Origin of the sequence: Adhaeretor mobilis (genome assembly GCF_007741515.1) — a bacterium.
Classification (GTDB): Bacteria; Planctomycetota; Planctomycetia; order Pirellulales; family Lacipirellulaceae; genus Adhaeretor; species Adhaeretor mobilis.
The window spans coordinates 3,089,824-3,115,011 of the sequence record NZ_CP036263.1 but is presented as its reverse complement, the minus strand read 5'-3'; the positions used below and the strand labels follow the sequence as shown (position 1 = coordinate 3,115,011).

Annotated in this window: 18 protein-coding genes and 2 pseudogenes; 6 read left to right on the top strand and 14 right to left on the bottom strand. The window is 53.0% G+C overall.

Going from position 1 to position 25,188, the window contains the following annotated elements:
- Positions 1-213: 213 nt before the first annotated feature.
- On the bottom strand, positions 214-1,176 hold the full coding sequence (locus HG15A2_RS12315; protein ID WP_145060520.1) for a S1 family peptidase: 963 nt from the start codon (positions 1,174-1,176) through the stop codon (positions 214-216).
- A 467-nt stretch (positions 1,177-1,643) separates the two neighbouring features.
- Between HG15A2_RS12315 and HG15A2_RS12310 the strand changes: the two genes are divergently transcribed.
- Positions 1,644-2,333: a 3-deoxy-7-phosphoheptulonate synthase gene (locus HG15A2_RS12310; protein ID WP_218931916.1), complete on the top strand. Its 690-nt coding sequence runs from the start codon at positions 1,644-1,646 to the stop codon at positions 2,331-2,333.
- A 404-nt stretch (positions 2,334-2,737) separates the two neighbouring features.
- Positions 2,738-3,904 carry a redoxin domain-containing protein gene (locus tag HG15A2_RS12305; protein ID WP_218931915.1) on the top strand — a complete coding sequence of 389 codons (1,167 nt, stop codon included), beginning with the start codon at positions 2,738-2,740 and terminating at the stop codon, positions 3,902-3,904.
- Positions 3,905-4,229: 325 nt separating this feature from the next.
- Here HG15A2_RS12305 and HG15A2_RS12300 read toward each other — a convergent pair whose 3' ends face one another.
- Both HG15A2_RS12300 and HG15A2_RS25140 read right to left on the bottom strand, forming a co-directional pair.
- The gene (locus tag HG15A2_RS12300) at positions 4,230-4,595 is read right to left on the bottom strand and encodes an Lrp/AsnC family transcriptional regulator (RefSeq protein ID WP_246117720.1); all 366 of its coding nucleotides are present in this window, start codon (positions 4,593-4,595) and stop codon (positions 4,230-4,232) included.
- A 6-nt stretch (positions 4,596-4,601) separates the two neighbouring features.
- Positions 4,602-4,736 (bottom strand): annotated as a pseudogene (locus HG15A2_RS25140) (Lrp/AsnC family transcriptional regulator); the annotation flags it as partial.
- Positions 4,737-4,971: 235 nt separating this feature from the next.
- On the opposite strand from HG15A2_RS25140, the gene HG15A2_RS12295 reads away from it, so the two are divergent.
- From HG15A2_RS12295 to HG15A2_RS12285, 3 genes are all read left to right on the top strand, one after another.
- Positions 4,972-5,793: a sulfite exporter TauE/SafE family protein gene (locus tag HG15A2_RS12295; RefSeq protein ID WP_145060517.1), complete on the top strand. Its 822-nt coding sequence runs from the start codon at positions 4,972-4,974 to the stop codon at positions 5,791-5,793.
- A 25-nt stretch (positions 5,794-5,818) separates the two neighbouring features.
- On the top strand, positions 5,819-8,215 hold the full coding sequence (locus HG15A2_RS12290; RefSeq protein WP_145060516.1) for an aminotransferase class V-fold PLP-dependent enzyme: 2,397 nt from the start codon (positions 5,819-5,821) through the stop codon (positions 8,213-8,215).
- Positions 8,216-8,357: 142 nt separating this feature from the next.
- Complete coding sequence (locus tag HG15A2_RS12285) at positions 8,358-9,635, top strand: TlpA family protein disulfide reductase (protein WP_145060515.1); 1,278 nt, start codon at positions 8,358-8,360, stop codon at positions 9,633-9,635.
- 93 nt (positions 9,636-9,728) lie between these two features.
- On the opposite strand, the pseudogene HG15A2_RS24570 reads toward HG15A2_RS12285, so the two are convergent.
- Positions 9,729-9,911: pseudogene (locus tag HG15A2_RS24570) on the bottom strand (integrase core domain-containing protein); the annotation flags it as partial.
- A gap of 456 nt (positions 9,912-10,367) precedes the next feature.
- Here HG15A2_RS24570 and HG15A2_RS12275 point away from each other — a divergent pair.
- A complete protein-coding gene (locus HG15A2_RS12275; protein WP_145060514.1) occupies positions 10,368-11,606 on the top strand; it encodes a tyrosine-type recombinase/integrase in 1,239 nt (412 codons plus the stop codon).
- Between the two features lie 678 nt (positions 11,607-12,284).
- Here HG15A2_RS12275 and HG15A2_RS12270 read toward each other — a convergent pair.
- From HG15A2_RS12270 to HG15A2_RS12230, 10 genes are all read right to left on the bottom strand, one after another.
- Positions 12,285-12,848 (bottom strand): methyltransferase family protein, encoded by a 564-nt coding sequence (locus HG15A2_RS12270; RefSeq protein ID WP_246117719.1) that lies wholly within the window; start codon positions 12,846-12,848, stop codon positions 12,285-12,287.
- Between the two features lie 67 nt (positions 12,849-12,915).
- Positions 12,916-15,390: a heavy metal translocating P-type ATPase gene (locus tag HG15A2_RS12265; RefSeq protein WP_391483897.1), complete on the bottom strand. Its 2,475-nt coding sequence runs from the start codon at positions 15,388-15,390 to the stop codon at positions 12,916-12,918.
- On the bottom strand, positions 15,371-15,997 hold the full coding sequence (locus HG15A2_RS12260; protein ID WP_145060512.1) for a cation diffusion facilitator family transporter: 627 nt from the start codon (positions 15,995-15,997) through the stop codon (positions 15,371-15,373). Before HG15A2_RS12260 ends, HG15A2_RS12265 begins: the two co-directional genes overlap by 20 nt.
- A gap of 8 nt (positions 15,998-16,005) precedes the next feature.
- On the bottom strand, positions 16,006-16,230 hold the full coding sequence (locus HG15A2_RS12255; RefSeq protein WP_145060511.1) for a hypothetical protein: 225 nt from the start codon (positions 16,228-16,230) through the stop codon (positions 16,006-16,008).
- 343 nt (positions 16,231-16,573) lie between these two features.
- On the bottom strand, positions 16,574-17,017 hold the full coding sequence (locus HG15A2_RS12250; protein ID WP_218931914.1) for a thioredoxin family protein: 444 nt from the start codon (positions 17,015-17,017) through the stop codon (positions 16,574-16,576).
- Positions 17,018-17,328: 311 nt separating this feature from the next.
- Positions 17,329-17,835, bottom strand: a complete 507-nt coding sequence (locus HG15A2_RS12245) for a hypothetical protein (protein ID WP_145060509.1) — start codon at positions 17,833-17,835, stop codon at positions 17,329-17,331.
- A gap of 59 nt (positions 17,836-17,894) precedes the next feature.
- A complete protein-coding gene (locus HG15A2_RS12240) occupies positions 17,895-21,347 on the bottom strand; it encodes an efflux RND transporter permease subunit (RefSeq protein ID WP_145060508.1) in 3,453 nt (1,150 codons plus the stop codon).
- Between the two features lie 10 nt (positions 21,348-21,357).
- Complete coding sequence (locus HG15A2_RS12235) at positions 21,358-22,770, bottom strand: efflux RND transporter periplasmic adaptor subunit (RefSeq protein ID WP_145060507.1); 1,413 nt, start codon at positions 22,768-22,770, stop codon at positions 21,358-21,360.
- Between the two features lie 381 nt (positions 22,771-23,151).
- A complete protein-coding gene (locus HG15A2_RS24055) occupies positions 23,152-23,295 on the bottom strand; it encodes a hypothetical protein (RefSeq protein ID WP_218931913.1) in 144 nt (47 codons plus the stop codon).
- Positions 23,296-23,518: 223 nt separating this feature from the next.
- Complete coding sequence (locus HG15A2_RS12230; protein ID WP_145060506.1) at positions 23,519-25,045, bottom strand: TolC family protein; 1,527 nt, start codon at positions 25,043-25,045, stop codon at positions 23,519-23,521.
- Between the last annotated feature and the right edge of the window lie 143 nt (positions 25,046-25,188).

Genomic DNA, 25,188 nt, shown 5'->3' with positions numbered 1-25,188 from the left:
TGATTGATGTCCGCGAGGGAGGCAAAAAGGGGAGCCTGAGATAACGTCCTAATAGTTGCGCACTTAAATGGGCAGCCCCTGCTTGGTAGGAATTGTTTTGACGAACTTTTCCACCCCAAGCGAAGGAGACTGCCTCGATGGCAAGTGTTCCCTGCCCCAAACCTTCAGGAGAGGTGGTGCAAGAATTTGATGCTGGTCAGTGAGACAACGAAGTCAAGGCTTCCCCGGCTTCTCGATCAACTCCAAGATAACCTCGGCGGGAACGCAATCGCGGAAAACCATTTGGACGCTTTTTCGCGGATCGACTCCTACTTCGACGGCGTCGGTCGATCTCGCCATAGCGACGACGTTTCCGGATCGATCCAACACCGGCGCGCCGCTCGATCCGCGACCAAAATCTGCGGTGACAGTAACCCAACGCGTTGCGGCACGGATTTCGACCGGGGCCTTTTTCTCGTCGCCTTCATCGACCTGGGGAGGTTGCTTTCCGCGCGGTCTTGCGTATCGCCGTGATATGATGCCTTCACTGAGCGAATTGACCCGTCCTTTGGGGTTGGATATGACTCGGATCGCTGATCCAACCGGCGCCGCTTCACGCAGTGGGAATGCCTGTAATGCGTCGGAGGATATCCGGCAAAGGACGACGTCGTTCGATTTATTGCCAGCCAATACTTCTTGGATCGGATGAACCTGGCCATCGGAAGTCATGGCGAACAGGTAGTTGTCACTGTCCGGAATAACGTGATAGTTAGTTGCAATGACTCCGTCGGCGGAAACGACGAAGCCCGTTGCACAAAAAGTGATGTGCCAGCGACCGTTGTGTTTTTGCGAAATCAATATAGCCACAGTAGATTTGCACGCTTCCACATAGAGCTCTGGCAGCGGGCGGGGTCCTTTCTTGACGGGTGATAATGAAACCGTGCAGGCCGTTCTATCAAGTTGAGCGAACAAGTCGCTGCACTTGGTCAGTCCGTCGCCCTTGACCAGCCGATTGATCTGCTGTCCGACATGCCGTCCGACAGCGGTGTCGTTGATGAACCCAACTCCATCGTCAGGAAGAAATTTCGCAGGATCCCCCGCATCCTCCTTGGCTTGGCAATCGGGCGCAGGCAAGATCAATGCACACATCGCCGCACAAATAGCCAGCGCTGCAAGAGTACTAATTGAATGACGCATCAACGTTTTCCTTTAGATTCGGTTGTTTCGGTCGCCACCGTTCATCGAGTATGCCAGCAGGCGAGCATATTAGCGGCGTTCAGGCCATCCATCAAACCTTTTGGCAACGTCGAAGAACTTGAAGCAAGCGCGGCGCGGATCGACTGTCCAGCCGCTAAGCCCAATACGAAACGTTAACGCGTACCCGATTTCTCAGATCGGCTAAAGATTGTCCAACACTTACTGACATTAGACTTGATTAATTTTGCGACCTCTAACATCGTATCACGAGGGTGGTTGTCGACCAAGGAAAAACTGACGCACAGAAAGGCATGGGAGGATTTCCATGAAGCTACTGACCAAAACTCTGGACCGCCGCCACCATGGGAAAATTCACTCCTCACCTCGAAGTCTTCAAGCAACCGTAACGCCTCGCCCTTACTCCATCTCAACATTCGACCTTAGCCTCCCATACCCAAGATTTCAAAATGTCATCCCCATGGCCCCCCACTCTTGGCGCAACAAACCTGTCCTCCAGCAACCTTCCTATCCCGGACCCGGCTGCCTTCCGCGCGCTCACCGCCCAACTCGACCGCTTTCCCGCACTCGTCTTCGCGGGTGAAACCACCGACCTCAAACGCCAACTCGCCTCCGTCTCCAACAGCGACGCCTTCCTCCTCCAGGGTGGCGACTGCGCCGAAAGCTTCGCCGAATTCAGCTCGGATAACATTCGTGATCTCTTCAAAGTCATCCTCCAGATGGCTGCCGTTCTCACCTTCGCCGGCCGTCGGCCCGTCGCCAAAGTTGGTCGCGTCGCCGGACAGCTCGTGAAGCCCAGATCAAAACCAGAGGAGACCCGAGACGGCGAATCCCTTCACAGTTACCGCGGCTACATCGTCAACGCCATCGAGTTCAACGGACCCGCCCGTGCCCCCGATCCACAACGCATGCTCCAGTCTCACAACCAGTCGGCCGCCACACTCAACATCGTCCGCGCCCTTGCCCAGGGCGGCCTCGCCGATCTGCACAACGTCGGCGAGTGGATGGTCGGCGTCATCAACGACCCGCACCTCACCGAACGCTACGACTCACATTGCGACCCACGCCTCAACGCGGACCAGGCACTCGAACTTGCCTTCCTCGTCGCCGCCACCCTCAGGGATCACGCGTCGACATGAAACACGTCTAGGTCTTCTCGACCGGCGGCAGCGTCCGAAAACAACAGCAGTAACAATTCCAACCCGTCTGCTAACGGCACCCTCGCGATCCACCGGTTTCGGGCCGAGGCGCTGCCGGCGACATTGCCTGGAGACTAGTCATTAAAATCGAGCTGCCTATTTCCAACTTAGCAGTGGCATGCCCCTTTATTGCTTCCTTTTGACTGCATCAGCAGTTAAGCTGGCTGAGAAGAAATCCCCTTCCTGTTCTTCCGTGTTTATGGAGCGACGAACTGATGCATCACCCATTTCCTCTCGCAACACTATTGATCTCTGCGCTACCCATGAGCCGAGGGCGATCGCCAGGAGTCCGATACTTAGCAGCTAAATGTCTAGCTGCGAGTTCATTCGTTGCGCAAACTACGGTGGTCGTCGCCATCTTGTTTGCTTGTAGTCCGGCCAGAGGCCAAGCCCAGCCCGCCCGCACGACTTCCAAGTTACTGACTGCCGGCGACGTCGCCCCCGAGATCGACATTGAGCATTGGCTCCCCACCGCCGAAGGAAAGGTCAAGCCCTTCAATAAGTTCACCAACGGCCATGTCTATGTCATTGAATTTTGGGCCACTTGGTGTGCGCCCTGTATCCGTGGCATGCCTCACTTGGCCGAGCTTCAACAGCACTACGCCGATCGTGACGTTACGATCATCGGCGTCAGTAGTGACCCGTTAACGACAGTGGAGAAGTTCCTAGAGCGAAAGGTTCCGGGAGAAGGCACCGATGAGGAGCCGGTAACGTACGGCGAACTCACGAAAAAGTACACACTGACCGCCGATCCGGACAGATCGGTCAACAAAGACTACATGGTGGCTGCCAAACAGAAAGGTATCCCATGCGCCTTCATCGTCGGCAAAGATGGCCACATCGAATGGATTGGCAATCCGCATCTGGGGCTCGGCGAAGCGCTGGAGCAAGTCGTTTCCGACACGTGGGACCGCGAGGCCTTTGCCGAAGAGTTGAGGGTCATCCAAAAGTTTGAACTTGCCTACGAAGGTTTAAGGGGCGAGATGCTTGATTCCATCAAGGAGGGCGACGTAGACGGGGCTCGGGCCAAGTACGAATCGCTCATCGAGAATGCCCCAAATAAGCAGCTGAAGCAGCGGACCGAGATGTTACGACGTCAAATCGAGTATTACATCTTTGCCTGCTTGCTCAAGCACGACCAGAAGGCTGCGCTCGACCAGTATGACAGTATCATCAAGACACGTGAGGGCGCGCCGAGTTCCTACTTGGCACTTGGCAATTATGTCTCGCGATACACCTTGGCAAGCGGCGAGGGCGTGCAAGAGCCGATGCACACCAAAGCAACCTCCTCGCTTGAACGGGTTCTGCGAGAAGAGAATCCCGAGGGCCTAGTCAGGGTAAAAGTTCTAGATTCTCTTGCCCGCCTTGTTCATCAGAGGGGCGACCTTGACCGAGCGATTGAGCTTCAAGAGGAAGCACTGCCTCTTGCCAAAGGAAGGTACATCAAATCGATCGGCGATCACCTCAAGCAGTTAAAAAAGGGTAAGGATGCGACGGTCACTGCCGAGTAGGCAATGCGAGAAATATTCTTTCGGCGTTGGGACGTTGGAAGAAAGACAGCTCTTCGCCAAACCATCTTCTTCAAGTAGAAGGAGGCTAGGGGGAGGCGATCTTCGTTGACGTGATGCAGCAAAGTTGCGAACCTGGACGCATTGCTTGTACGGGCGGCTTCGTACGCCGTGCAATGGGTGCGCTGTGCAATCGACGCGACTCGTCGTGCTTAGCCCAGCTTTTCGTCCGGGATAAGGCAGACTGTCCGTCGTCCCTCTTGGCTAACATCCTCCCAGGTTGAGATGGATAGGCCAGTCGGAATAGAATTTGATGTCCGTAAAAATTCTAGATATATTCGCCTTCCGAGAAGTTCTCTTCCATGGATTCCGGAAGCCTATAATTGGGAAGATGAGTGCGGTGATGAAAATCAAAGACTAGTGAAGTTTCTATCTGCTCGATTTCTGAACGTGCAGAATAGGCTTCTAGTACAAGGGAGCGCAAATGCGTTACATCCCTTGCGGCTACATGAACCAAAAAGTCGTTCGATCCGGCTAGCAAATACACATTGATAACTTCATCTCTAGCTGAAAGTTCTTTGAACAGTGCTGAGAAGGAGATGTCGTCGTGTTGTCTTAGCCGAAGGGAGATCATGGCCTGTAAGCTAATGCCAAAAACGCTGGGGTCAACTTCGGCGTTATAGCCTGTGAGCACACCTCCATCCTTGAGCCGTCGCACTCTTTCGTGGCAGGTGGAAGGAGAAATTCCATGTAAGTTGGCAAGTTCTTTGTTGGATATCCGAGCATTATCCTGAAGTACACGAAGTATCTCGAAGTCTATTCGGTCTAGGCCCATAGCAAACCCGTCAGTCGCGCATTGTTCGGTGGGTGTAAGATGTGCAGGAATATTGTACGTGAATTGCCATCTAAGTCTATTACTTGTACAATACGTCGATGGTTATTCCGACTATTGTATCTCAATATTGTCGACATTTCTATCTTAATTCAGTGGCAGCTACTTACCTATACGGTTTGGCTTGTTCGTGAGTTTTCCTTTTCCAGCAACATGGAAGAGAGACACCGTTTTTCTAATGAACGAATCGATTGCTGGTTATCTTGCAGCAACTTTCATGGGATTTGTTTTGGGCCTTCTTGGGGGCGGAGGTTCTATCCTGACTTTGCCAATCCTCGTTTATCTTTGTAATACGAAACCTGTGTTGGCATCGTCCTATTCTCTATGGATTGTTGGTGTGACAGCTCTGGTAGGAGCTGTCAAACACGCGCAAAAACAACAAGTGTCTTACCAAGTTGCATTGGCGTTTGGTATTCCTTCCTTGTTCGGGGTCACTCTTGCTAGAGGGGTACTCTTGCCGAGTATCCCAGAGCAGATCTGTCAGGTGGGGAGTATTCAGCTCACTAGAGATCTCGTGATATTAATTCTCTTCGCGGTACTGATGATCGTTGCCGGAGTGGCGATGATCCTTCAGAAACAAGTTTTGACCGAATCGTCAGAGCGAGAGCTGGAATTGAAAAACCTTGACCGATCAAAGATCGCGTTTTTGGTGGCGGAGGGGCTCATGGTTGGGGTATTGACCGGTCTCGTGGGTGCGGGAGGAGGTTTTGTTATCGTGCCTGTCCTAGTTCTTTTGCTTGGGGTTCCGATGCGTATTGCGATTGGGACCTCTCTGGCGATCATCTGCGGGAAATCTCTGGCCGGGTTGTTGGCAGACAGAATGTTTTGGGCTGATGCAAATTGGCATTTTCTAATCCGGTTTACCTTAGCCTCAGTGGTTGGAATTTTGCTTGGAAGTTTGTTGGTGAGTAAGGTTTCAACTCGACCTCTGAAGGTTGGTTTTGGTTGGTTGGCTCTATTGTTTGGTTTTTTTATGCTTTCAAAGGAGCTGGTTTTCTGACGAAACCCAGCAGAAGTGACTATCTATGGTTGATCGACAAGAAATCTATCTCGACGATAACGCGACGACACGTGTTCTACCGCTCGCTGCAAAAGAAGCATATGCAGTGATGGAAGACTTGTATGGGAATCCGAGCAGTTCGCACATTTCAGGTTTACAGGCACGGCAGATTTTGGAGTCTGCTAGAGAAGTTGCACGAGATGTTCTAGGGGCTTCCCAAGGCCGCATCGTATTTACTAGCGGCGCAACCGAGGCGATTCAAACAGGAATCTTCTCAGCCCTTTGCCAAGCGAAACAGAAACTTGCAGCGGCCGAATCGAATCTTAATCGAGGCTTGCTGCTCTATGGCGCCACAGAGCATAAGGCAGTTCCACAAGCATTGCTCCATTGGAATGAGTTACTCGATCTGCATTGCCATGTGCTAGCTGTGCCTGTGGATTGTCACGGTCAGCTTGATATGGATTTCCTGCGCGATCACATCAACAACGCGCATCTGCTGTGCACGATGTCAGTGAACAACGAAACGGGAATCGTGCATGATTTGAAGGCCATCGAAGCAGCAGTGATCGAAGCCAAGCATCATGTCTGTTGGTTGGTGGATTGTGTGCAGGCGGTGGGCAAGCGGGAGCTGAACTTATCGGACTCCGTCATCGACTATGCAACAATAAGCGGACACAAGCTGTATGCTCCCAAGGGGATCGGGATCTTGTATGTGCGTGAAGGATCGCCATTTACTCCTTTGCTAGCCGGTGGGGGCCAGGAGAGAGGCGCGCGAGGAGGCACGGAAAACCTTCCCGGAGTTGCTGCGATTGCATCTGTACTCCGAGCTTTCAGGGACAAAGACGTAGGCGTATTTAGCAGTCCCGCTACCCTAGAGAAATACCGAGATCGCATACGAGGCAGCTTAGAAAAGGCATTTCCGGAAATCCAGTACAACGCTGCATGCGAAGAAACGGTGCCGACAACAATCAACTTTTCGGTACCTGGGGTAGCGGGCAAGGAACTACTAGATCTGTTTGATGCGGCAGGGATTCGAGTGAGCTCTGGGTCGGCCTGCGGCTCAGCGGTCCAAGGATCTTACGTACTTGAGGCAATGGGTCTGCCCGCCTGGAGGAGCGACGGTGCGATCCGCTTGTCGTTTGGGCCAGCAACCCAAGCCGCAGACGTCGAGGCGGCATGCTCCAGGATTGCAGAGGCAGGGACAGCCTTAGCCAAGGCATGCATCATAAGAAACGGTGACCTCCATGTGAATTCAGACCAAGTATCCGAGGGTCTACTACAACTCAAGAATGGGTCTATGTGCTCATGGATATTTAGTGATGCAACCACTCGCAAATGTATCATAGTTGATCCTTTCGAGGAGCTGCTAGATCGAATTGAAACCATCGTTCACTGCCAAGAACTTCAAGTGGTTGCTGTTCTCGACACGCACCAGCATGTGGATCATGATTCTCCTCGTGAACAGTTAGTGAGCCGTCTCGGCAGTCGCATGCTAGACCAACATGCTTCTACGGACATCTTGGGGTGGCCGAGTGAGCCCAACGGGCAAGTTGTTCTTAGTGATGAGAGCGATGCCGCGGCTATCCATCTCTCGAAGACAAAAGTCATTGCTAGAACGCCATTGCCAGGGCACACCGTGGACGGGCAGGCTTACTTGGTGGGCAAGCCGGTAGACGGGCGGCTTGAATCGGATCAGGTTCGGTTTGCGTTTACAGGTGATACCTTACTAATTGGTGGGATTGGTCGGACTGACTTCGCAACAAGCGCAGCTGAGTCGTTGCTGGATTCACTTCGAAATCTGCCTCGCGTGATTGCAGATAACAGCATCATCTGCCCTACGCATGATTACAACATGGGGTTTGTCACGACCTTGTGTTCAGAGCGACAGCACAACCAGCTGTTAGCACAGATATTAGATCCTGTGTCTTTGTTATCGGTTGAGGATTATCTGGCCACGAAAAAGGAAGTTGATAGTGAGATCACAGACGAAACAAACTGTGAATTGGTATGTGGCCGAATTGAGAACTACCCAGCAGACCAAGCCGCCTCTTCCATTGATGTTGATTCAAGTCAGCTCTCAGAATTCTTTCGGCAGCATCAAGACTCCTTGATTGTCGATGTCCGTGAAGCTCACGAATTTGCGTTTGCACAGAACTGGACATCTTTGGGTCTTGACTCTCCGCCAAAAAATGTACCACTGACTCGGCTTGGTGATTTTCTGGCCAAGTTTCTTGCTAGTAGCAATCCGCAAAAGCAAGAGGTGATCTTTATTTGCCGTAGCGGCAATCGTAGCTCCAAGGCAGCCCAAGTCGCTCGGCGACTCGGCCTGTCTGGTGCTTGGCAAATCGCCGGCGGCATTGCGTTGGGGATCTCTCCGAGCCGCGAAGTTGTTGAAGCAGAGGAAATGGAATATGCAATCTAGCGCAGGTTTCACCAGGGGACGCCCAAGGGGGCTGCAAAAATTTCGCGCGTGTTAGGCACTAGAATATCGACGCTTCGAGCCAGACTTGGTTTCTAGCTGTAACCTGATGGGACAAATCAACTAATTTCAAGGACAAAACACTATGAGAAATCAATGGCTAGTATATCTATTCTGCTTGGTTCTGGCAGTCTGCGAAGCACACAAGAGGGCTGCCTTTGCCGCCGAGCAACCGTCGGCAAGCCCCAAGACCAGTGAAGGCCAGGCGGTTGATGAGAAGGCGACTACAGATAAGGCTACTGAAAATCCTGCTGCCGAACTTGCGGACGCTCACTTGAAATTGGCGCTCGCGTGGCAGATCGAATACCGCGATGCCAAGAAAGAAGATAAAGCTGCCATCATGAAGCAACGCCCGTCCTACAGTGAGTACAGCATCAAATTCAAGGAGCTTGCCGATGCGCATCCTGGAACAGAGATCGCCGCTTCGGCACACGCCTGGATAGCCTATAACACTTCGGACAAAGTAGACAAGGCAGCATCGATGCAGGCGTTGGTTGACCATCATGCTGATTCAGAAGAACTGGCCAAGGTGATGGTGCGTTTGATTCCGTATCGCGTACCCACCAAAACATACGAGGTTCAATTGAAGTCTCTTGCTGAACGTTCTTCCAGTCAAAGCGTCAAAGCAGCCGCGATTTACACTTTGCTCAAGACATACGACAGGGCTCGCAGTCTAAGGGAGAATGTTGAGACCGCCCCGGATACGCTCAAGAGGTACTCGGAAGCTGAATCCAACTATTTCCGTAATTTTGCAGTGAAAGATTCTGAAATCGAAGCCCTCTACAAGACGCTTGCTGAGGATTACTCAGACGTTGTGCTCAAGTCTGGTCAACACGTCAATATTAGTAAGTTTGTGGAAGATGGGTTGTTCAAGATTCAGCACCTCTCAGTGGGTCGCATAGCCCCAGATATCGTGGCCGAAGATATTGAGGAGCATGAATTCAAACTGAGCGACTATCGTGGAAAGGTCGTAATGATCGCTTTCTGGGGCAGTTGGTGTAAGCCTTGCCGTGCCATGTTCCCACACGAGCGGTATCTCGTTGAGAAACTGGCGGACAAGCCTTTCGCGTTGATTGGCGTAAACAGTGATAAAGATGTCGCAGAAGCTCGCAAAACCGCAAAGGAAGAGAACCTGACGTGGCGAAGTTTTTGGAATGGCAAGGCAGCGACGCGCGGCCAGATTTCGAATAAGTGGCAAGTTCAAAGTTGGCCGACGACGTTCATTTTGGATGCCGAGGGACGTATCCACTATGTGGGCCGAGGTGGCGATAAAGCCGATGCGACGATTGTCAAGCTCCTGGCCGTCATGGGCCACGACGTCGACCTCTCTGAACCAGCTGAGGAAAGTGAAAGTGCGGAATAGTAAAGCATTTCGCCAACTGTCATGCAGCCGATCAACATCGGCCTCACAGTAGCCTGGGTGGTCGGACACCCCCGGGCCTACTCGACCAAGCCTGCTGGCGGCGAATGCCGCTGGGGTTTGGTAATCTAACGAACTATGGGGTCTGTGGTGGTTGTAGTCAAGCCGCCAACGGTCGATGATCCAGCGGGCCTCGGGCAAGCTCAAGAACAACTCGCCGTTGAGAAGCTCATCACGCAGCTTTCCATTGAAGCTCTCTACGTAACCATTCTGATTGGGCGCTCATGGCGCCGTCGGCTCAACGGAGATGCCATTGTCAGCAATGACCTGATCGAATCGGTTGGTGGGCGCCAATCACCACTACACTTCGCCTCTAGCGAAAATTCTATTTCTGTCACTGACAGAAATAAAACGGTAGGGATTTAGGAAAAGACTGAAATATAAGCATTTAAATGATAACGTATGCAATCACTTGCAATAGTGTATCCTGGGGGTAGAATCACGCTAAACGTCGAGAAATACAGGGTTTTTTGAACGTTTCTTGAAGTGCCTCATAACCTCGAGGTCGTCGGTTCGAATCCGGCCCCCGCCACTTGATGTAAGTATTGCTGAAACCTACGCTTAGGTTACCTGCCAGCGGTTGGCAGAGCGGCTCGTTTGTAGTGAAAAACCGTAGTCCAAACCCGTACAGGGTTCGCGACTACGGGTTTAACTTCGTAAACGAGGATTCCGCCCATGCCCCGCCTTCTGAAAAAACCGCCCAAATATGGGCGTCACAAAGCCTCCGGTCAAGCTTGTGTATATGTCAATGGAACCGAGGTCTATCTCGGTAAGTATGGCTCCCCCAAAAGTCACGACCGTTATCGCGATTTTCTTGCCGAATGGCGGTCACAGCAGGCCGTAGTCGAGAATTCTGAGGTAGCTCAAGCTACTGAAAATTCGCTCGCCAAGACGCTCCACCCAGCTGCCCTGCGCCGCAAGCGTCGTGAAGGGGGTGTTGTCACGCTCGACGAGCTGATTTTTGTCTACCGTCGGCATGCCAGCTCATACTACGTAAAGTACGGCAAGGTGACCCGCGAAGCCGAGCTGATCGTCGAACTGACCACGCTGCTCGGCAAGAAGCATGGCGACGAGCCAGTCGATGAGTTCGGCCCGGTGCAGCTCGACAACTTTCGCGATGACTTGATTGTCGAGCGAGACTGGTCGCGGAAAGTAATCAACAAACAGATCAGCCGACTGATCCGGATGTTCAAATGGGCGGTCGGCAAAGAGATGTGTGCGGCTGAGGTGCCGCTGCAACTGTCAGCGCTCGGGGGGCTCAAGAAAGGTCGGACCGATGCGCGTGAAACGGCTGGCGTGCGTGGTGTCGAGGATACTCATATTGAGCAAACGCTACCTTGTCTGCCGGCGATCGTTGCGGACATGGTAAAATTTCAACGACTTACTGGCGCTCGCCCGGGCGAAGTGTGTGCTTTACGACCTTGCGACATCAATAGCAGTGGCGATGTCTGGATCTATGTGCCTAACGAGCACAAAACGGAGCATCACGAGAAGACCCGTGAGGTTTACCTTGGTCCGCAAGCACAAGAGGTGCTCGCCCCTTACTTGGAGCGTGACGAAGCGAGCTACTGCTTTTCTCCCGAGGAGTCGATCGCCAAAGCTCGTCAGCGTCAGCAGCTGGAAAAAGAAAAGCCTTGGACCCGCAAGAAACCTGACGGGACAACACAGAAGACCGCGCCCAATCGGTACCAGGTTTCTAGCTATCGGGTAGCGGTCCGGCGAGGTTGCAACAAGGCGGGCGTCACAGTCTGGACGCCGAATCAACTGCGTCACACGGCTGCCACTGTAATCCGCAAGAAATACGGTCTTGAAGCTGCTCAGGTGATCTGCGGCCATGAGAAGGCCGATGTCACACAAGTCTATGCTGAGCGGGACAAGCAGCTGGCTGAGAAGGTGGCCAGAGAGATGGGATGAGTTTACCGCAAACTATAACTGCTCTAGCTGCTATCTGAATACCCAAGTCGATGCCACTCATCACACAGGAGTTCGGGCTAGATGACTCATGGCACGCCCTCATGCGCGGCAGGATTCGTGGCGACCGACTATTCAGATACCATATCTTGCACCAATGGATATGTTTGAATCTATCCGCAACTCCCTGAGGAGGGCGACACCGCAAGCACGAAGCAATCTGCTTATCCTGCAGAGGTGAACCGCACCCCGTGCAATTCGTGCAGATATCAACTCGCATCGGCTGGTCCAACCGCTCGCACAAAGGAAAAACTCGAACTGCAGGAGGTCGAGTTCCCGAACCGACGAGGTGGAGTTCGAATCTGGATAGGGAAACCCATTCGAGTCCAGGTCCGATGCTGTGCGGATATTTCCCTCGGCTTAGTGGGGTTTAATCTCAGTCGGTCAGGTGACACATTCCGACTAGGCTTCTGGGTCGGAAACGCCAAGCAGTGTCACTTTGACACCACTCGTTGGAGCCACGATCAGATGGTCGACGATTCCAGCGTTGGTAGTGATCTCCGCGAGATACTATGCTTACAAAAAAGTCGAAGTAGATTCCACTTCCGCGGCGAACCAATCGGTCCATCCCACTTAAGCTAGCCGCCCCGCTGTCGTTGCCGCAGGAGAGTTTGCCGCTGATCACAAGCAGCCGCGTCCGAAGAACCGACCGACTCGGCTGCGATACTCCCGATAGTCGTCCCCATGAAGTTCTTCCAGCCATGATTCTTCGGCGAAAGGTGTCAGTACGAACGCAAGCATTCCGCCGAGACACAGCGGGATCGCCCAGACCGATGCAGACATAATCGCCCACCCGCCGATGATCGCAATGTCACCAATGTATTGCGGGTTGCGACTGTATTGATAAAGTCCGTCCGTAACCAGCGGTCCTTTGCTGCCCGAGGTTGTTTTCATACTCAGTTGCCGGACTCCAGCCCAGGCAAGGACGTTTCCTCCAAAAATTAGCGCCAAGCCGACCGGCCAACGAACGATGGCAGGCCAACCGAGGCTATTCCAGTCGAGCAAGCCGATCACAATAAAGCCTCCAAAAGAAAGTAGCGTCAGCAACCAGACAAAATAGTACTGCCAAGTTTGCTGCGCTGGCGGCGGCCACATACGTTTAGATGGTCGAACGATCGAGTATACGAGCATCGCAACAATTAGAAGCAGCAATGCACCGGTAAGGCTGGCAAATGTTATTCTCAATGCTGTAATCCTCTTCTTGCTCTCTTCTGTAGACTTGCTTCGCTTCTTCTCCGTGCTGCTACGCCTGTTATAATTTTGGTTTGTAAGCGAGCAGACGAAGGGCATTGAAAACGACAACGAGTGTGCTGCCTTCATGCAAAGCGACTGCGGGGCCGATGTTGAGTCCAAAGATGGTGGCTGGAACGAGAAAAGCCACCATGCCGAGACTCATCCAGAGGTTCTGGCGGATGATGCTACGAGTTGACCGGCTAAGGCCGATCGCCAAGGGTAGATGATCGAGGTTGTCGGCCATCAATGCCACGTCAGCGGTTTCTAAGGCCACGTCACTGCCCGCCGCTCCCATTGCGATACCAACCGACGCCGACGCCATTGCCGGGGCGTCGTTCACGCCGTCCCCTACCATCGCCACGCCACCTTCGCTTTGCAGCTTCTTGATCTCTGCTACTTTATCGTCCGGCATCAGATCGCCACGAGCCTCATCGAGCCCTACTTCTTTAGCGACGGCATCGGCGACTTGCTGATTGTCACCGGAAATCATGATCATCCGCTCAATACCGAGTTCGCGAAGTCTGGTGATTGTTCGCTTGGCGGCTTCGCGAGGTGTATCCATCAGGCCAATAACACCCAGATAGCGATCGGCACGGCGAACGATCATTGTCGTACGACCATTCGCCTCTAGCGATTCGACAATGGATCGAACGTTCTCGGGCAATGCGGGGCCATCGACCTCGGAAAACAGATCGTCTTTGCCGATATGGACGACGTCTCCTTCGACTGTCGCCTGAATTCCCCGTCCGGTGATACTCTTTAGATCGCCCGCATCGGGAATTGCTACATCGCCCAGCTTCTCTTTCCCATCACGGACAACGGCTTTGGCCAGGGGATGCTTGCTCAAATCTTCCACAGCGACAGCTATTCGCAGCAACTCCGATTGCTCGACTCCATCAGCCGGACGGATGTCAGTGACCTTGGGCTCCCCCTCGGTCAGCGTGCCAGTTTTATCAAAAGCAACCGCGTCGAGACTGCCAAGGCTTTCCAAGGGTCCACCGCCTTTGACCAGAATCCCGCCTCTAGCCGCGCGAGCCACACCGCTGAGAACTGCACTAGGCGTAGCGATCGCCAATGCACATGGGCTAGCCGCGACCAGAACCGCCATCGCTCGGTAGAACGACTCGCTAAATGACTCATCCAACACCAGCGGTGCGAACATCAGTAGAAGAACCAGAGCGATCACGGATGGAACGAAGTATTTCTCAAATCGCTTTGTGAACTTTTGAGTCGGCGAAACCCGCGTTTTCGCCTCACTGACCATCGTGACTACGCGAGACAAAGTGTTCTCGGCGGCAATCTTAGTGACTTGAATTTCTAGGGCGCCCGATTGGTTGATGGTTCCGGCGAAAACTCGATGTTCTGGCGGCAGCGATTCTGGATCGTTAGCCGCTACATCTGCGTCATAGACGGGCTGCTTATCGACCGGAACGCTCTCGCCCGTGATGGGCGCCTGATTGATGCTCGATTCGCCAAGGATGACGAATCCATCTGCTGGGACTCGCTCATCGGGTTTAACGACAACGACATCCCCGACAACTAATTCCTCCACTGGAACTTCCGTTTCCGTTCCGTCACGACGGACGCGAGCGGTTCTTGGTGCTAGTTCAGACAATGCCTCGATGGCCCGTTTTGCGCGGCCCATCGCGTAGCCCTCTAAGGCATGCCCGATGCTGAACAGAAACAGCAGAAGTGCGCCTTCCGCCCATGCTCCAAGCGAGGCTGCACCAGCAGCAGCCACGATCATCAGAAAGTCAATCTCGAACTTGCCTGCACGGATTTTCTCAATCGCTTCGGTGACTGTGTAGTAGCCACCGAATAGATAGGCAGCGCTGAAGCAGACAAGCGGAACCCACTCAGTGACCTTCGTGAACGTCTCCATCAGCCATCCAGCCAGCAGGAAGACGCCGCAAAGTACTGCAAAGATGAGTTCGCTGCGAGGGCCGAAAATCCCGCCGTGGGCATGTTCGTGCCCGGAATGATCGTGTTCGTCCTCGTGGCCCTCATCGTCGTGCCTGTGACCAATATGATTATCGAGTTTGCGCTCCGGCTGCTTCGACCACTCCCCAAGAGCGTCCTCTATACTTTTCTCCCTGATGATTTGGCGATCGTATTCAACACGTAACGTACCGTCTGGCGAGACGACTGCTTCGAGCACTCCATCGACGCGACCAAGTCGAGATTCGATGGCGGACGCTTTGCCCGCGTGCATAGCTTCTATTCGACGCACCATGTGACCGTATCGGTCTTCCAGCGTTGCTCCCGTTCTCCTAGCGACTTCGCGAACATCAGAGAGCGATATGGCAGCAGGATCGAAATGGATACACAACTGGTCGGGCCGACTTTCATCTGGCTCAATGATATGTGCATCGCTAATACCGGCCCTCGTCTTGAGCTGCTCAATAACACGCTGCACGCACTGATCCTGAGCGTCAGGAACGCTGGGCAATAGGAGTGACAGTTCAATCTTCGCTTTATCCACGTTTCTCTCCATCTTCAGGTTGAGTTTTCGATTCTCTCCTGGCCTCACCGAGAATTTTCACACCTCCCCTGAAGACAACCAAAGAAATCAACATTCCAATCGCCAGATCAGGGAATTGCGATCCCGTCCAAAGAACGAGCGCTCCAGAGACTATCACTCCGATATTTGCAATCACATCATTGGTGGAAAAAATGAACGAAGCACGAAAATTGACGTCTCCCCCGCGATGCTTCCAAAGAAGTCGAAGGCACACTGCGTTCGCAACCAAGGCAACGAAGCCGATTCCGATCATCGTCCCTCCAATCGGTTCAGCTTCGCCGTAGAATCGACGTACTGCCTCTATCATCACTACGGCACCAAGCGTCATCTGTAACACACCGCTGATCGTTGCTGCGGTACTGCGTACATTTGCTGCCCGACCAACGGCAAACAGACTGATCGCGTACACGCTCGCATCAGCAAGCATATCGAGTGAATCGGCAATCAGACCAGTAGAGTCCGCCAGAAGTCCAGCCACGAGTTCAGCGACGAACATGACCGCATTGATAGCCAGGACGAGTCGCAAGGTCTGTCGTTGCTCGTCATTAGTCGCCTCAAAATCACAGCCGCAATCAGGCATTTCCCTTATTAACTCCCCAAGCGTTTATCATACGTCCCAAATACAACAAGGTGTTTACCACGAGCAGATAGTACAAGCATGAGCACTGGTTTATTTTCTGTGCATTTTTTTCTTGCTGCTTTAAAGCTCTCCAACTCAGTAACGGCTTGATTGTCAAATATCAGCAAAACCATTCCTGCCGCTTGACCTTCTTTATAGGCTGGGCTGCCTATTACAACCTCGGTGATAAGCAATCCACTTGTTGTGCGTGGATAGCCAAGTTTCCCGGCGTCGTCGCCGCTTCAACTCCTTGCTGGATAGCCGCTTGTGACCATCTTAGAGGCAGCATCTCTCATTTATTGCAGCAACTGTTGTCCCGTGATTTGTAGCTATCATGGAGGTCATCCCTTGCGGCCAATGATCATCGAATCGCTACCTCGTGGGAATCCTAGCAAAAAAGAGCGGACTGACCACGAGCAGCAGACAAAGTGGGAACCGTGCCATAAGCTGTCGCGGCCAGCCGCTCATAGAGCGACGATTGCTTATTTACTGAAATGAACGTCGATGGTGCGTGATATCGACTTGCATATCCAAAGCCTACTGGTCGTTCATAGATTCTTCCAAGCGAGCCAGCAGTAAATCGCCCGACGTGGGATGGCTCATCCGGAATAGCTCTTTCCCATTCTCGAACGCCACGTATGTCGGACAGACGATAATGCCCAGTTTAGTCACGACCTGACGCTCATTATTAAAGTTAACCGAACAGACTTCCGCTCTTCCGGACAACTGTGTAGCCAATGTTTGTAATTGAGGTCGCATTTCCTCGCATCGGTGGCACCCGGCTGGCACACTGAATTCAACCAGCACGGGTTGAGATGACGTGCGTAGTATTTGAGTGAACTCGTTTGCCGTCAGATATGACAAAGGAGCATCGTTTTCCGAGGCCGCCGAAGTGACGGAAGAAGGCTTATCAGAACAACCGAGTAACGGAAAAACGCACCACGCAGCCATCAGCGGGGCGGTTCGTATAAGCGTATTCATCACATTTCCTTTCAGGCTGTTGTTTCGAGTGTGCATTGGGCGACAAACTGCTTTGCAACTTCATTTGCCGAATCTGTCGGTTCAGCGGACTGGTTCTGTTGCCCACGGCAATGAAAGCCACGATGCTGACGATTGGAAGAGTCAGCAACAAAGCTCCGAGACGTGGGAAGCGGTCGGCAAGCTCCGACACACTTGCCACGACTATGCCTGCAATAATTGCTCTCCACCACATATCAGTTACTCCAAAAAACATTCATGTTGGACTAAGCCTGCGATATGGATGTTTTGCAATCTCCAAGTCGTGGAACTTATCACTCGCCCTCGTTAAAGTTCCCAGCGTACGGAGTACCATCGACCAGAGCACTCATCGTGCCCTCGTATTCCATGACGGTGGCAAGGCCGTCATTTGTGCCGACAAAGCGAGACGACTTGCCGCCCGCTTCGCCACTTGACGGCGCTGGCATAAGCTCTAATTGCATTTGTGGCTCCTTGATCGTTAGCAGGATTGACTCAGCGGTGATAGGTTCCGGTGTATTTTCATCGCTGCCAAGTACGTAGGCTGTAGCTTCTTGCTTATCATGGTCGACAGTCAGTTCAACATGATATGTGCCACCGCCCCAGTCGACGATTGTTCCGCCATGCGGGCCAGCCCCGTGAGCATGGCCTTCAATTTTGTGACTTTGATCGGATTCAGTGGTCGACGATGTGCCAGTCTGTTGAGTAGTTGGTTCCTGAGCCGCCTTGTCGCCACACCCGGCCATGAGTGAAACTGAAAGCAGGGCAGTGACCGACGAAAGCGTAAACAGAGAGTTTTTCATTGAAAGGTCCTATGTGAAATGGAGATTATTGAGTTTCGATTGCGAATACGCTGGAGTGCTTACGGATCGATATGTTCTCCTTCTTCTTCGAGTTGCGTGAGTCGCTGGGCATCTTTGCCGCTAAAACGCCAGAAGATTCCGGGGTGAATCAAGAACTCGCAAAACGTTGAGGTAATGAGTCCACCGAGAATCACCGTAGCGACGGGATAGAGGATTTCACGCCCCGGCTCTTGCCCTCCGAGAACCAGCGGCAACAGTCCGAATCCAGCGGTTAGGGCGGTCATGAGTACCGGGGCGAGACGTTCAAGGCTGCCACGCAAAATCATTTGTCGGCTAAAGTCTTCGCCTTCTTCCTGCATCAGGTGGAAATAATGCGTTACCAGCAAGATGCCATTTCGCACTGCGATTCCGCCCAATGAGATAAACCCGACGAGGCTGGCGACTGTTAGCGATTGGTTGGTGATGACCAATGCTAATACGCCGCCGATGAATGCCGTAGGAAGTGCGTTAAGAATCTGCAAGACAACTCGGACTGACGGAAACAGCAACATCAGCACGATGAACATGCCGACGATGGATACTCCAGCCAGCACGATAATGGTGCGGGTCGCTCGCTGCTGACTTTCAAACTGACCGCCATACTCGATAAAGTAGCCTTCCGGCAAGTTAATTTGGGTGTCAACACGCTCAGTGATTTCCTTCACGGCACTCGCGAGGTCGCGGTCTTGGGTGTTGCAGCGAATCACCATCCGACGCCGAGCATTTTCTCGGTTGACCGCATTGGGACCGGTTCCCGGACCGATGTCGGCCAGTTCCCGAAGCTCAATCTGCCCTCGATTGTTGGGAAGGTCAATTCTCAGTCGACCGAGATTTGCGTAGTCGGTGCGATAGTCTTCTTCCAACCGAACCAGCAAATCGAACCGGCGTTGGCCTTCCAGAACCTGCGACACAACTTCCCCTTGAAGTGCTGTTTGCACAATGTTGGCAACGTAGGCCCGAGTGACACCGTGAAAAGAGAGATCGTCGGTACGAAGTTCGATGTGCAGTTCTTCGGTATGCTTGATCGGTTCAATCACCGGCGGCGTGATACCCTCGATATTTTGCACCGTCGCTTTGACTTGCTCCGACAACTGCTGGAGTGTATTGAGATCGTCACCATGAATCTTGATGGCAATCTGAGCGTACACACCGGACACCATGTGACTAATGAGGTGAGCCAGCGGTTGCTCTACTTCGATGGCAACGCCGGGGACTTCTTCTCCCAGTTCATCGAGAAGTGTTTTTAGGATATCTTCTCGACGATGTTGACTTTTCGGATTCATGCTCAGGATGTACTCACCCGCGTTGACAGGTGATGCGTGTTCATCCATTTCGGCTCGTCCAGTGCGTCGAACAAAATGGAGGATGGCGCCATCAGGGTTCTTTTCGGACTTCTGCATCTCACGTAGCTTCTTGTCGATTAGCCCCGACGTTTGATTCGACGCATCCAGCGACGATCCCGGTGGCAGTGTGAGGTTTATCTGCACGCTACCTTCGTCAAATTCCGGCAAGAAATTTCTGCCGAGCTGAGCCATCTGCCAGCCTGCAATTCCAACCGCCACCCAAGTTAGCAACAGCAGCAAAGCTGGTTGGGACATACTTAGTCGAATCAGCGGGCTGACCATCCATTTCATGGCCCTTAGCAACATGCCGTCTTTCTCCGCGTGAGCCGCCTTCGATTGTGGCAAAAGATAAAACGACAGCACTGGTGTGACGGTCAGCGAAACGAGCAAGGAAGCCAATATCGAAATGATGTAAGCGACGCCTAGCGGTGTGAACAATCGGCCTTCGACACCGGACAGTGCAAACAGCGGCAGGAAGACGAGAATTACGACGGCGGTGCCAAACACAATTGCACTGCGTATCTCTTTGCTCGCTTCGTAGACAACCTGGATCGCCGGGCGGGGCGTTTCAAGGGCGTTGTTCTCCTTCAATCGTCGAAAGATGTTCTCTACGTCTACGATCGCATCATCGACCAACTCTCCCATCGCTACGGCCAGTCCGCCCAGCGTCATCACGTTGATAGAGAGTTCCGTGCCAGAAAGAAAGCCAATCAATCGAAACACGAGTGTCGTGATGACTAGCGACAGCGGGATCGCAGTCAGGGTGATAAAAGTCGTGCGAAAATTCAGCAGAAATAGGAACAGGATGATGATGACCAGCACAGCACCAATCACGAGTGCTTCAGCAACGTTGAAGATGCCACGGTCGATAAAGTTTCGGAGTTGGAATAACTCTGGATTGATCACGATGTCTGCCGTCAGCGACTCTTCTGCTTCTGCGAAAGCGGTTTCCAGTCGCTCAGTCAGCCCGCGCGTATCAACGTGCGGCTGCTTGACGATAGTGAACACCACGCCAGGACGACCGCTTACACTTCCGTCCCCGCGTTTGAATTCAGCACCTTCGACCACATTGGCCACCTGCCCTAAGAGAACAGACCGTTTCTCGTTGGCTTTCACCGGAATCTGACGCAAGTCGTGCAGCACCCGACTCGGTTCCGGTCCGAGTCGTCCCAGCACTCGGATGGGCCGCTCCGTTTCGCCTTTCACCGCGAACCCGCCGCTGGTGTTGATGTTGCTTTCTTTGAGAGCCTGTTCGACCTCCTGCAAGGTGACTTCGTACTCCAGTAGTGCCGTCGGGTCGATTCGCACCTGATACTGCTTGCGGTCACCGCCTAGAATGAAGGCTTCGGCCACGCCCGTCACCTTGAGGATTCGCGGACGAATAATCCAATCCGCTGTCGTTCGCAGGGACAGTCGACGAGACGCTTCCGAGGGAAACTCCACCTCATGTCGTTTGCCGTCTATGGTGATTGTCGCTTGCGGCCACTCTTTGATTTGAAACAGTTCATCACTGGGAGTCGATTCCTGCCACTGGATGTTCCCGATCTGCAAGGCTTCCCAAGTCTCCACACGGTTTCGTTCGATAGGTCGCCAGACTTGAATCGTCGGTCGTGACTCACCACTGGGAACTAATTCGGCAATCAAGCCTGTTTTTCCGATGGGATACAACTCGCCATCATCCGGCCCTTGCTGCCGATAAATACCCGCAACGACTATCTGGCCCATGATTGAAGCGGGTGGCGTCATTTGTGGGAGAATTCCCTCCGGCAGAATTCCCCCCAGTGTTGTCAGGCGTTCCTGAACGGTCTGCCGTGCGGCGCGAATCTCCGTGTTCCAATCAAACTCGATATAAATGACGTTGAGTCCCGCAGTCGATTGACTGCGAACCGCCTGCACACCACTGGCTCCTAGTAGTGCGATCTCAATCGGTTGCGTCACTAGCGTCTCAACTTCTTCGGTCGCGAGGCCGGGACATTCAGTGATAATAATCACGCGAGGGCGGTCGAGGTCAGGAAAGACATCGATTGGCATTTGTGTTGCGAGGTAGGACCCGTACACAAGCATTACCATGCTGACAACGAGTACGAGCATGCGGTAACGTAGTGAAAGTCTGATGATGGCGTTTAGCATGGTGCTTTCCTTAGTGGGATGCGTGGACAGTACCGTCCGCGTGAACGTGTACGTCGGCACGCATGCCGCTTGCCGCCTGTGCTTTGAGGACTCGGTTGAGCGACGCCGCTGCACCTTGAGCGAGATAGAGACCGGGGGTAACGCTGCCGTCATTGGCGAGGACAATGTTCACACGATCCTCATGGAGAACCTGCACAGGAATCCGATTGAACAAGTCGCCATTTTGCTGAAACACGTACGCCTCTGGTCCCTCACGAACGATTGCTGCACTTGGTAGGACAAGCACATCACTGAGTACTTCAACAGGAACATGCAGTCGTACACGCTGTCCCGGTCGAAACCGCCAGACAACAAAAGTCTCGCCGTTCTTCTCGTAGGAACGCGACTGGTTCGCGAGCGGAACAAAGAAATCAAAGGTGCGACTCGCTTCATCAATGGAATTCGATAGATATCGAATCTCAAATGACTGCTCTAATTGTGGCCAGCCTTGCGGATCGTCTTCAGCGAACTCAACGGCAATATTCCAACTATTTTGAGCCGCTCTCTCCAGATACGGTGCTTCCCGCTTGAAGGCGTGACCCTCCAAGTAGAGAGAACTATGATTCGCCAGAGTGATGAGTAGCTGTCCGGCCTGGACCTGCTGCCCGAGTTCGGCATTGAGTTCTTGAACTTCAAAGGCAAAGCCTTCGTCGCTGTCGTTGCCATCTAGGAACGATGCCTGCTGTATCGAGACGAGCTTTTCGCTGACCTTGACTCTTGGCGGAGCGACCACTTCAACTGTCGACACGAACTGTCCGTTGGAGACACTGTCTATCTGCTGCGGATTCAATCCCCGCGTCAGCAAATCTTGTCGATGGGACTGAATGACCGCTGCTAGTCGACGGAGCTGATTCTCCAATTCGATGATCTGTGTTCTTGGTATGGCTCGTTTGTCAGCTAGCGGGCGTAGTCGTTCAAGCTGTTCTCTCACTAGCTGCGTTTCCTTGGTCGAACTGAATAGCTCCTTCTGCGTGTTCTGCAGGTACTCGCTGAACAACTTGAGAGTGAAGAGTCGTTCGCCCGGACGGACCGTGTCGCCGGGGAATGCATGCACTTCTGAAACGACTCCTACCGCTGGTGACGTGACGCCTCGATCAGAGCGTCCTGGGCGATCAACAATCTCACCGGGAACCTGGATCGTTCGCCAGTAGGTCTGCGTTCTTGCTGGCTTGGCTACGAGTCCGAGATTCTTGCGAGCCTGCGGGGAGAGTTTGAGAACTTTCGGCTCCTCGACCTGCGGTGCAGTGTCTGCTGCTTGCGATTCCGATTCGGGTGACGAGAACATCGTCATCCACCGGTCGCTTGTAAAAAATGCCGCAGCAATAAGTATCGCCACGATAGCTACGCCACCAAGTGAACGTAGAAAACCTGAATTACGCATCATGATGGAACCTTGGAAACGCTGACATCGGATCGCAATCACGCCCACAGCAATGGTGGGTCGTGTATTACGTCGAGCGAGAGACTTCAAGAGGCTCAGTAGCGCAACGTCATCTTAAGAGTTGCGTGAGGGCCTATGAAGAACGCCTGATAGAAGACAGCCACGTCATCACGAGTAACTCGGAGACATAGCTGCGGAGGCGTTAGCAGCGAATCGAAAGTAGCTGCAAATAGCGCGCGCATTTTGGGCGCAAAGTTTCTGGTGCGGGCTGCCGACTGCGAAGAATCGAGCTGGCTGTGGTAGCTTCTACAATGCAGGCTGAGTCGAATACAAAGCAGTCAATAGACAACTCAGGCTGACTTACTTTCCCAGTCCTGGCATCGTTCAGAAACTGCGTGTCCCCAGCATAAACAGCATCTGAATCATGCTCATGCTCGTCATCTGACGCAGGCGAAGACTCGCCGTCAGCGTCGTGATTGCCCCAACTCCAATGGACATGAGCTTTTGCAGCATGACCATCCGGCTCATTCACTGACGTCCCCGCGTGCGAATGAGGCACAGAGAATAGACTCTGGCTCACCAGCAAAAAGGGTATCAGGATTGTGGAGACTGTTTGGTTCATTTATTACGCATAAGTTGCGCGAGGGAGCAAATCAATTAGCAATGCTAGATTCGGTTCGGCGTCCGGTCAACTCCAGTTTCGATCTGGAAATGAGCCCCAATACGCTTTGCAGAGGAGTCCCCAGCGATTTTACTGTCCGCCGAGAGCCTGACCACGCAGACTGTCGTCACCTTCGTAAGACACGACATTTGAGAGCCCGCCGCTCAGCAGCAGCCCGTCTATTTTAGCGTTGGCCTGAGCCAATTGTCCTAGCGCGACAACATAGTTGATGTTGGCGTCGAAGTAGGAGCGTCTGGATGTCAGAACACGCAGGAAGTCGAATTCTCCTGCCTTCCGACCTTCTTGCATCAATTCGAGTGCCTCCTTCGCCTTGGGCAATATCATCTGTTCGTACTGCTGGACAGTTGCTTTGGCCACTTGGTATTCACGCATGACGCGGGCCAAATCACGTCGAATGCTCACGCGAATTCGGTCAACGTTTTGCGTTGCCGCACAATACTCGGCATAGGCAGCCCGAATGTTACCTTGATTCTTGTTGTAAACTGGCACAGGCACGCTCAACTGGACATTCACGAACCCTTGCCCAGTTCCGTTGTCGTGACCAGCTCCAAGTTGGCCAGTAAAGTTAGAAACCGGCTGAACACGTTGCCGCTCAAGGTTCGCTCTTGCCCGGCAGACGCGAGCTTGAGCCGCAGCCAGTAAAGGGCTTGTGGCAACAATCTGAGCGAACTCACTCTCAGCGTTTCGAGCAGTTTCCGTGGAATCTAGGTCGCCAATGAGTGTGGACTGACCGAGGTCAGGAACACCAGTAAGTGCCGCCAGCTCATTCCAAGCGGCTGTATACTCAAACTCTGCTTGCTGAATCGCCAGCTCAACTTCATTCAGTTGAATTTCTGACTGCAATACGTCTGGCCTTGTGCCGACATCACCTTGCACGCGCTGTTCCGATACGGTTACGCCCTTTGCAGCGACAGTACGAAATTCACGGGACAATTCGAGACGTTTCTGTGCCGCGAGAGCCTCATAGAAAGCCAAGCGAACATCAGTGCGAAGTCGTTCTCGCTGAGTCTCGACAAGCCAGTTCATGGCGTTGACGTCATGACCGATGACCCGCCTGTTCCACGCCAGCTTATCGCCGCGCACAAAAGTTTGTTCAATGAAGAGAGAATGCTGGTCCGTTCCAGCATCAGCTAATTGAACGCCGTTGTACCCAAAAGTCGGATTCGACTTGAGTCCGACCTGCGTCCGAATACCACCCGCTCTGGCGGAAGCTGCCGATGCCTGCTTGATCGCTGGATTATTCGCCAAAGCCATTTGTTCAATGGCTTCTAGCGATAGTCCATCCGCATATTCAGTCTCAATTGGAATCGGAAGTGGTTCCAACGCGAGCGGCATGGCTAACTGAACCGCTTCGTCAGTTCCTGCGTTCTCATCGGACTGATGTGCTACTATACGCACGGGAGGCGGGCTTTTGGCGCTGAACACATGCGAATCGCTGCCAGCGGCAATCGCTTCGCTGGAGTGATAATCCATCACCGATGTAGAGCCGCTACTGGTCATCGGGTGGCGGGGTGTCGCACAGCCGACAGAGAGGATCGGTAATGCTAACAGAGATAGCACTACACGAAGATAGACAGTTAATATTGATGCCGACATTCCATGCCTTCCGATGGCTCGGTGAAGATTCAAACGGCACGGTTCCCAAACAGAGCATCGGCAGCAAGCTGGTCCTCACATCCCAAAATACCCTATCGCTACGCAAATTCGGCATGATCAACACGTCAGGACTGGGATAATTG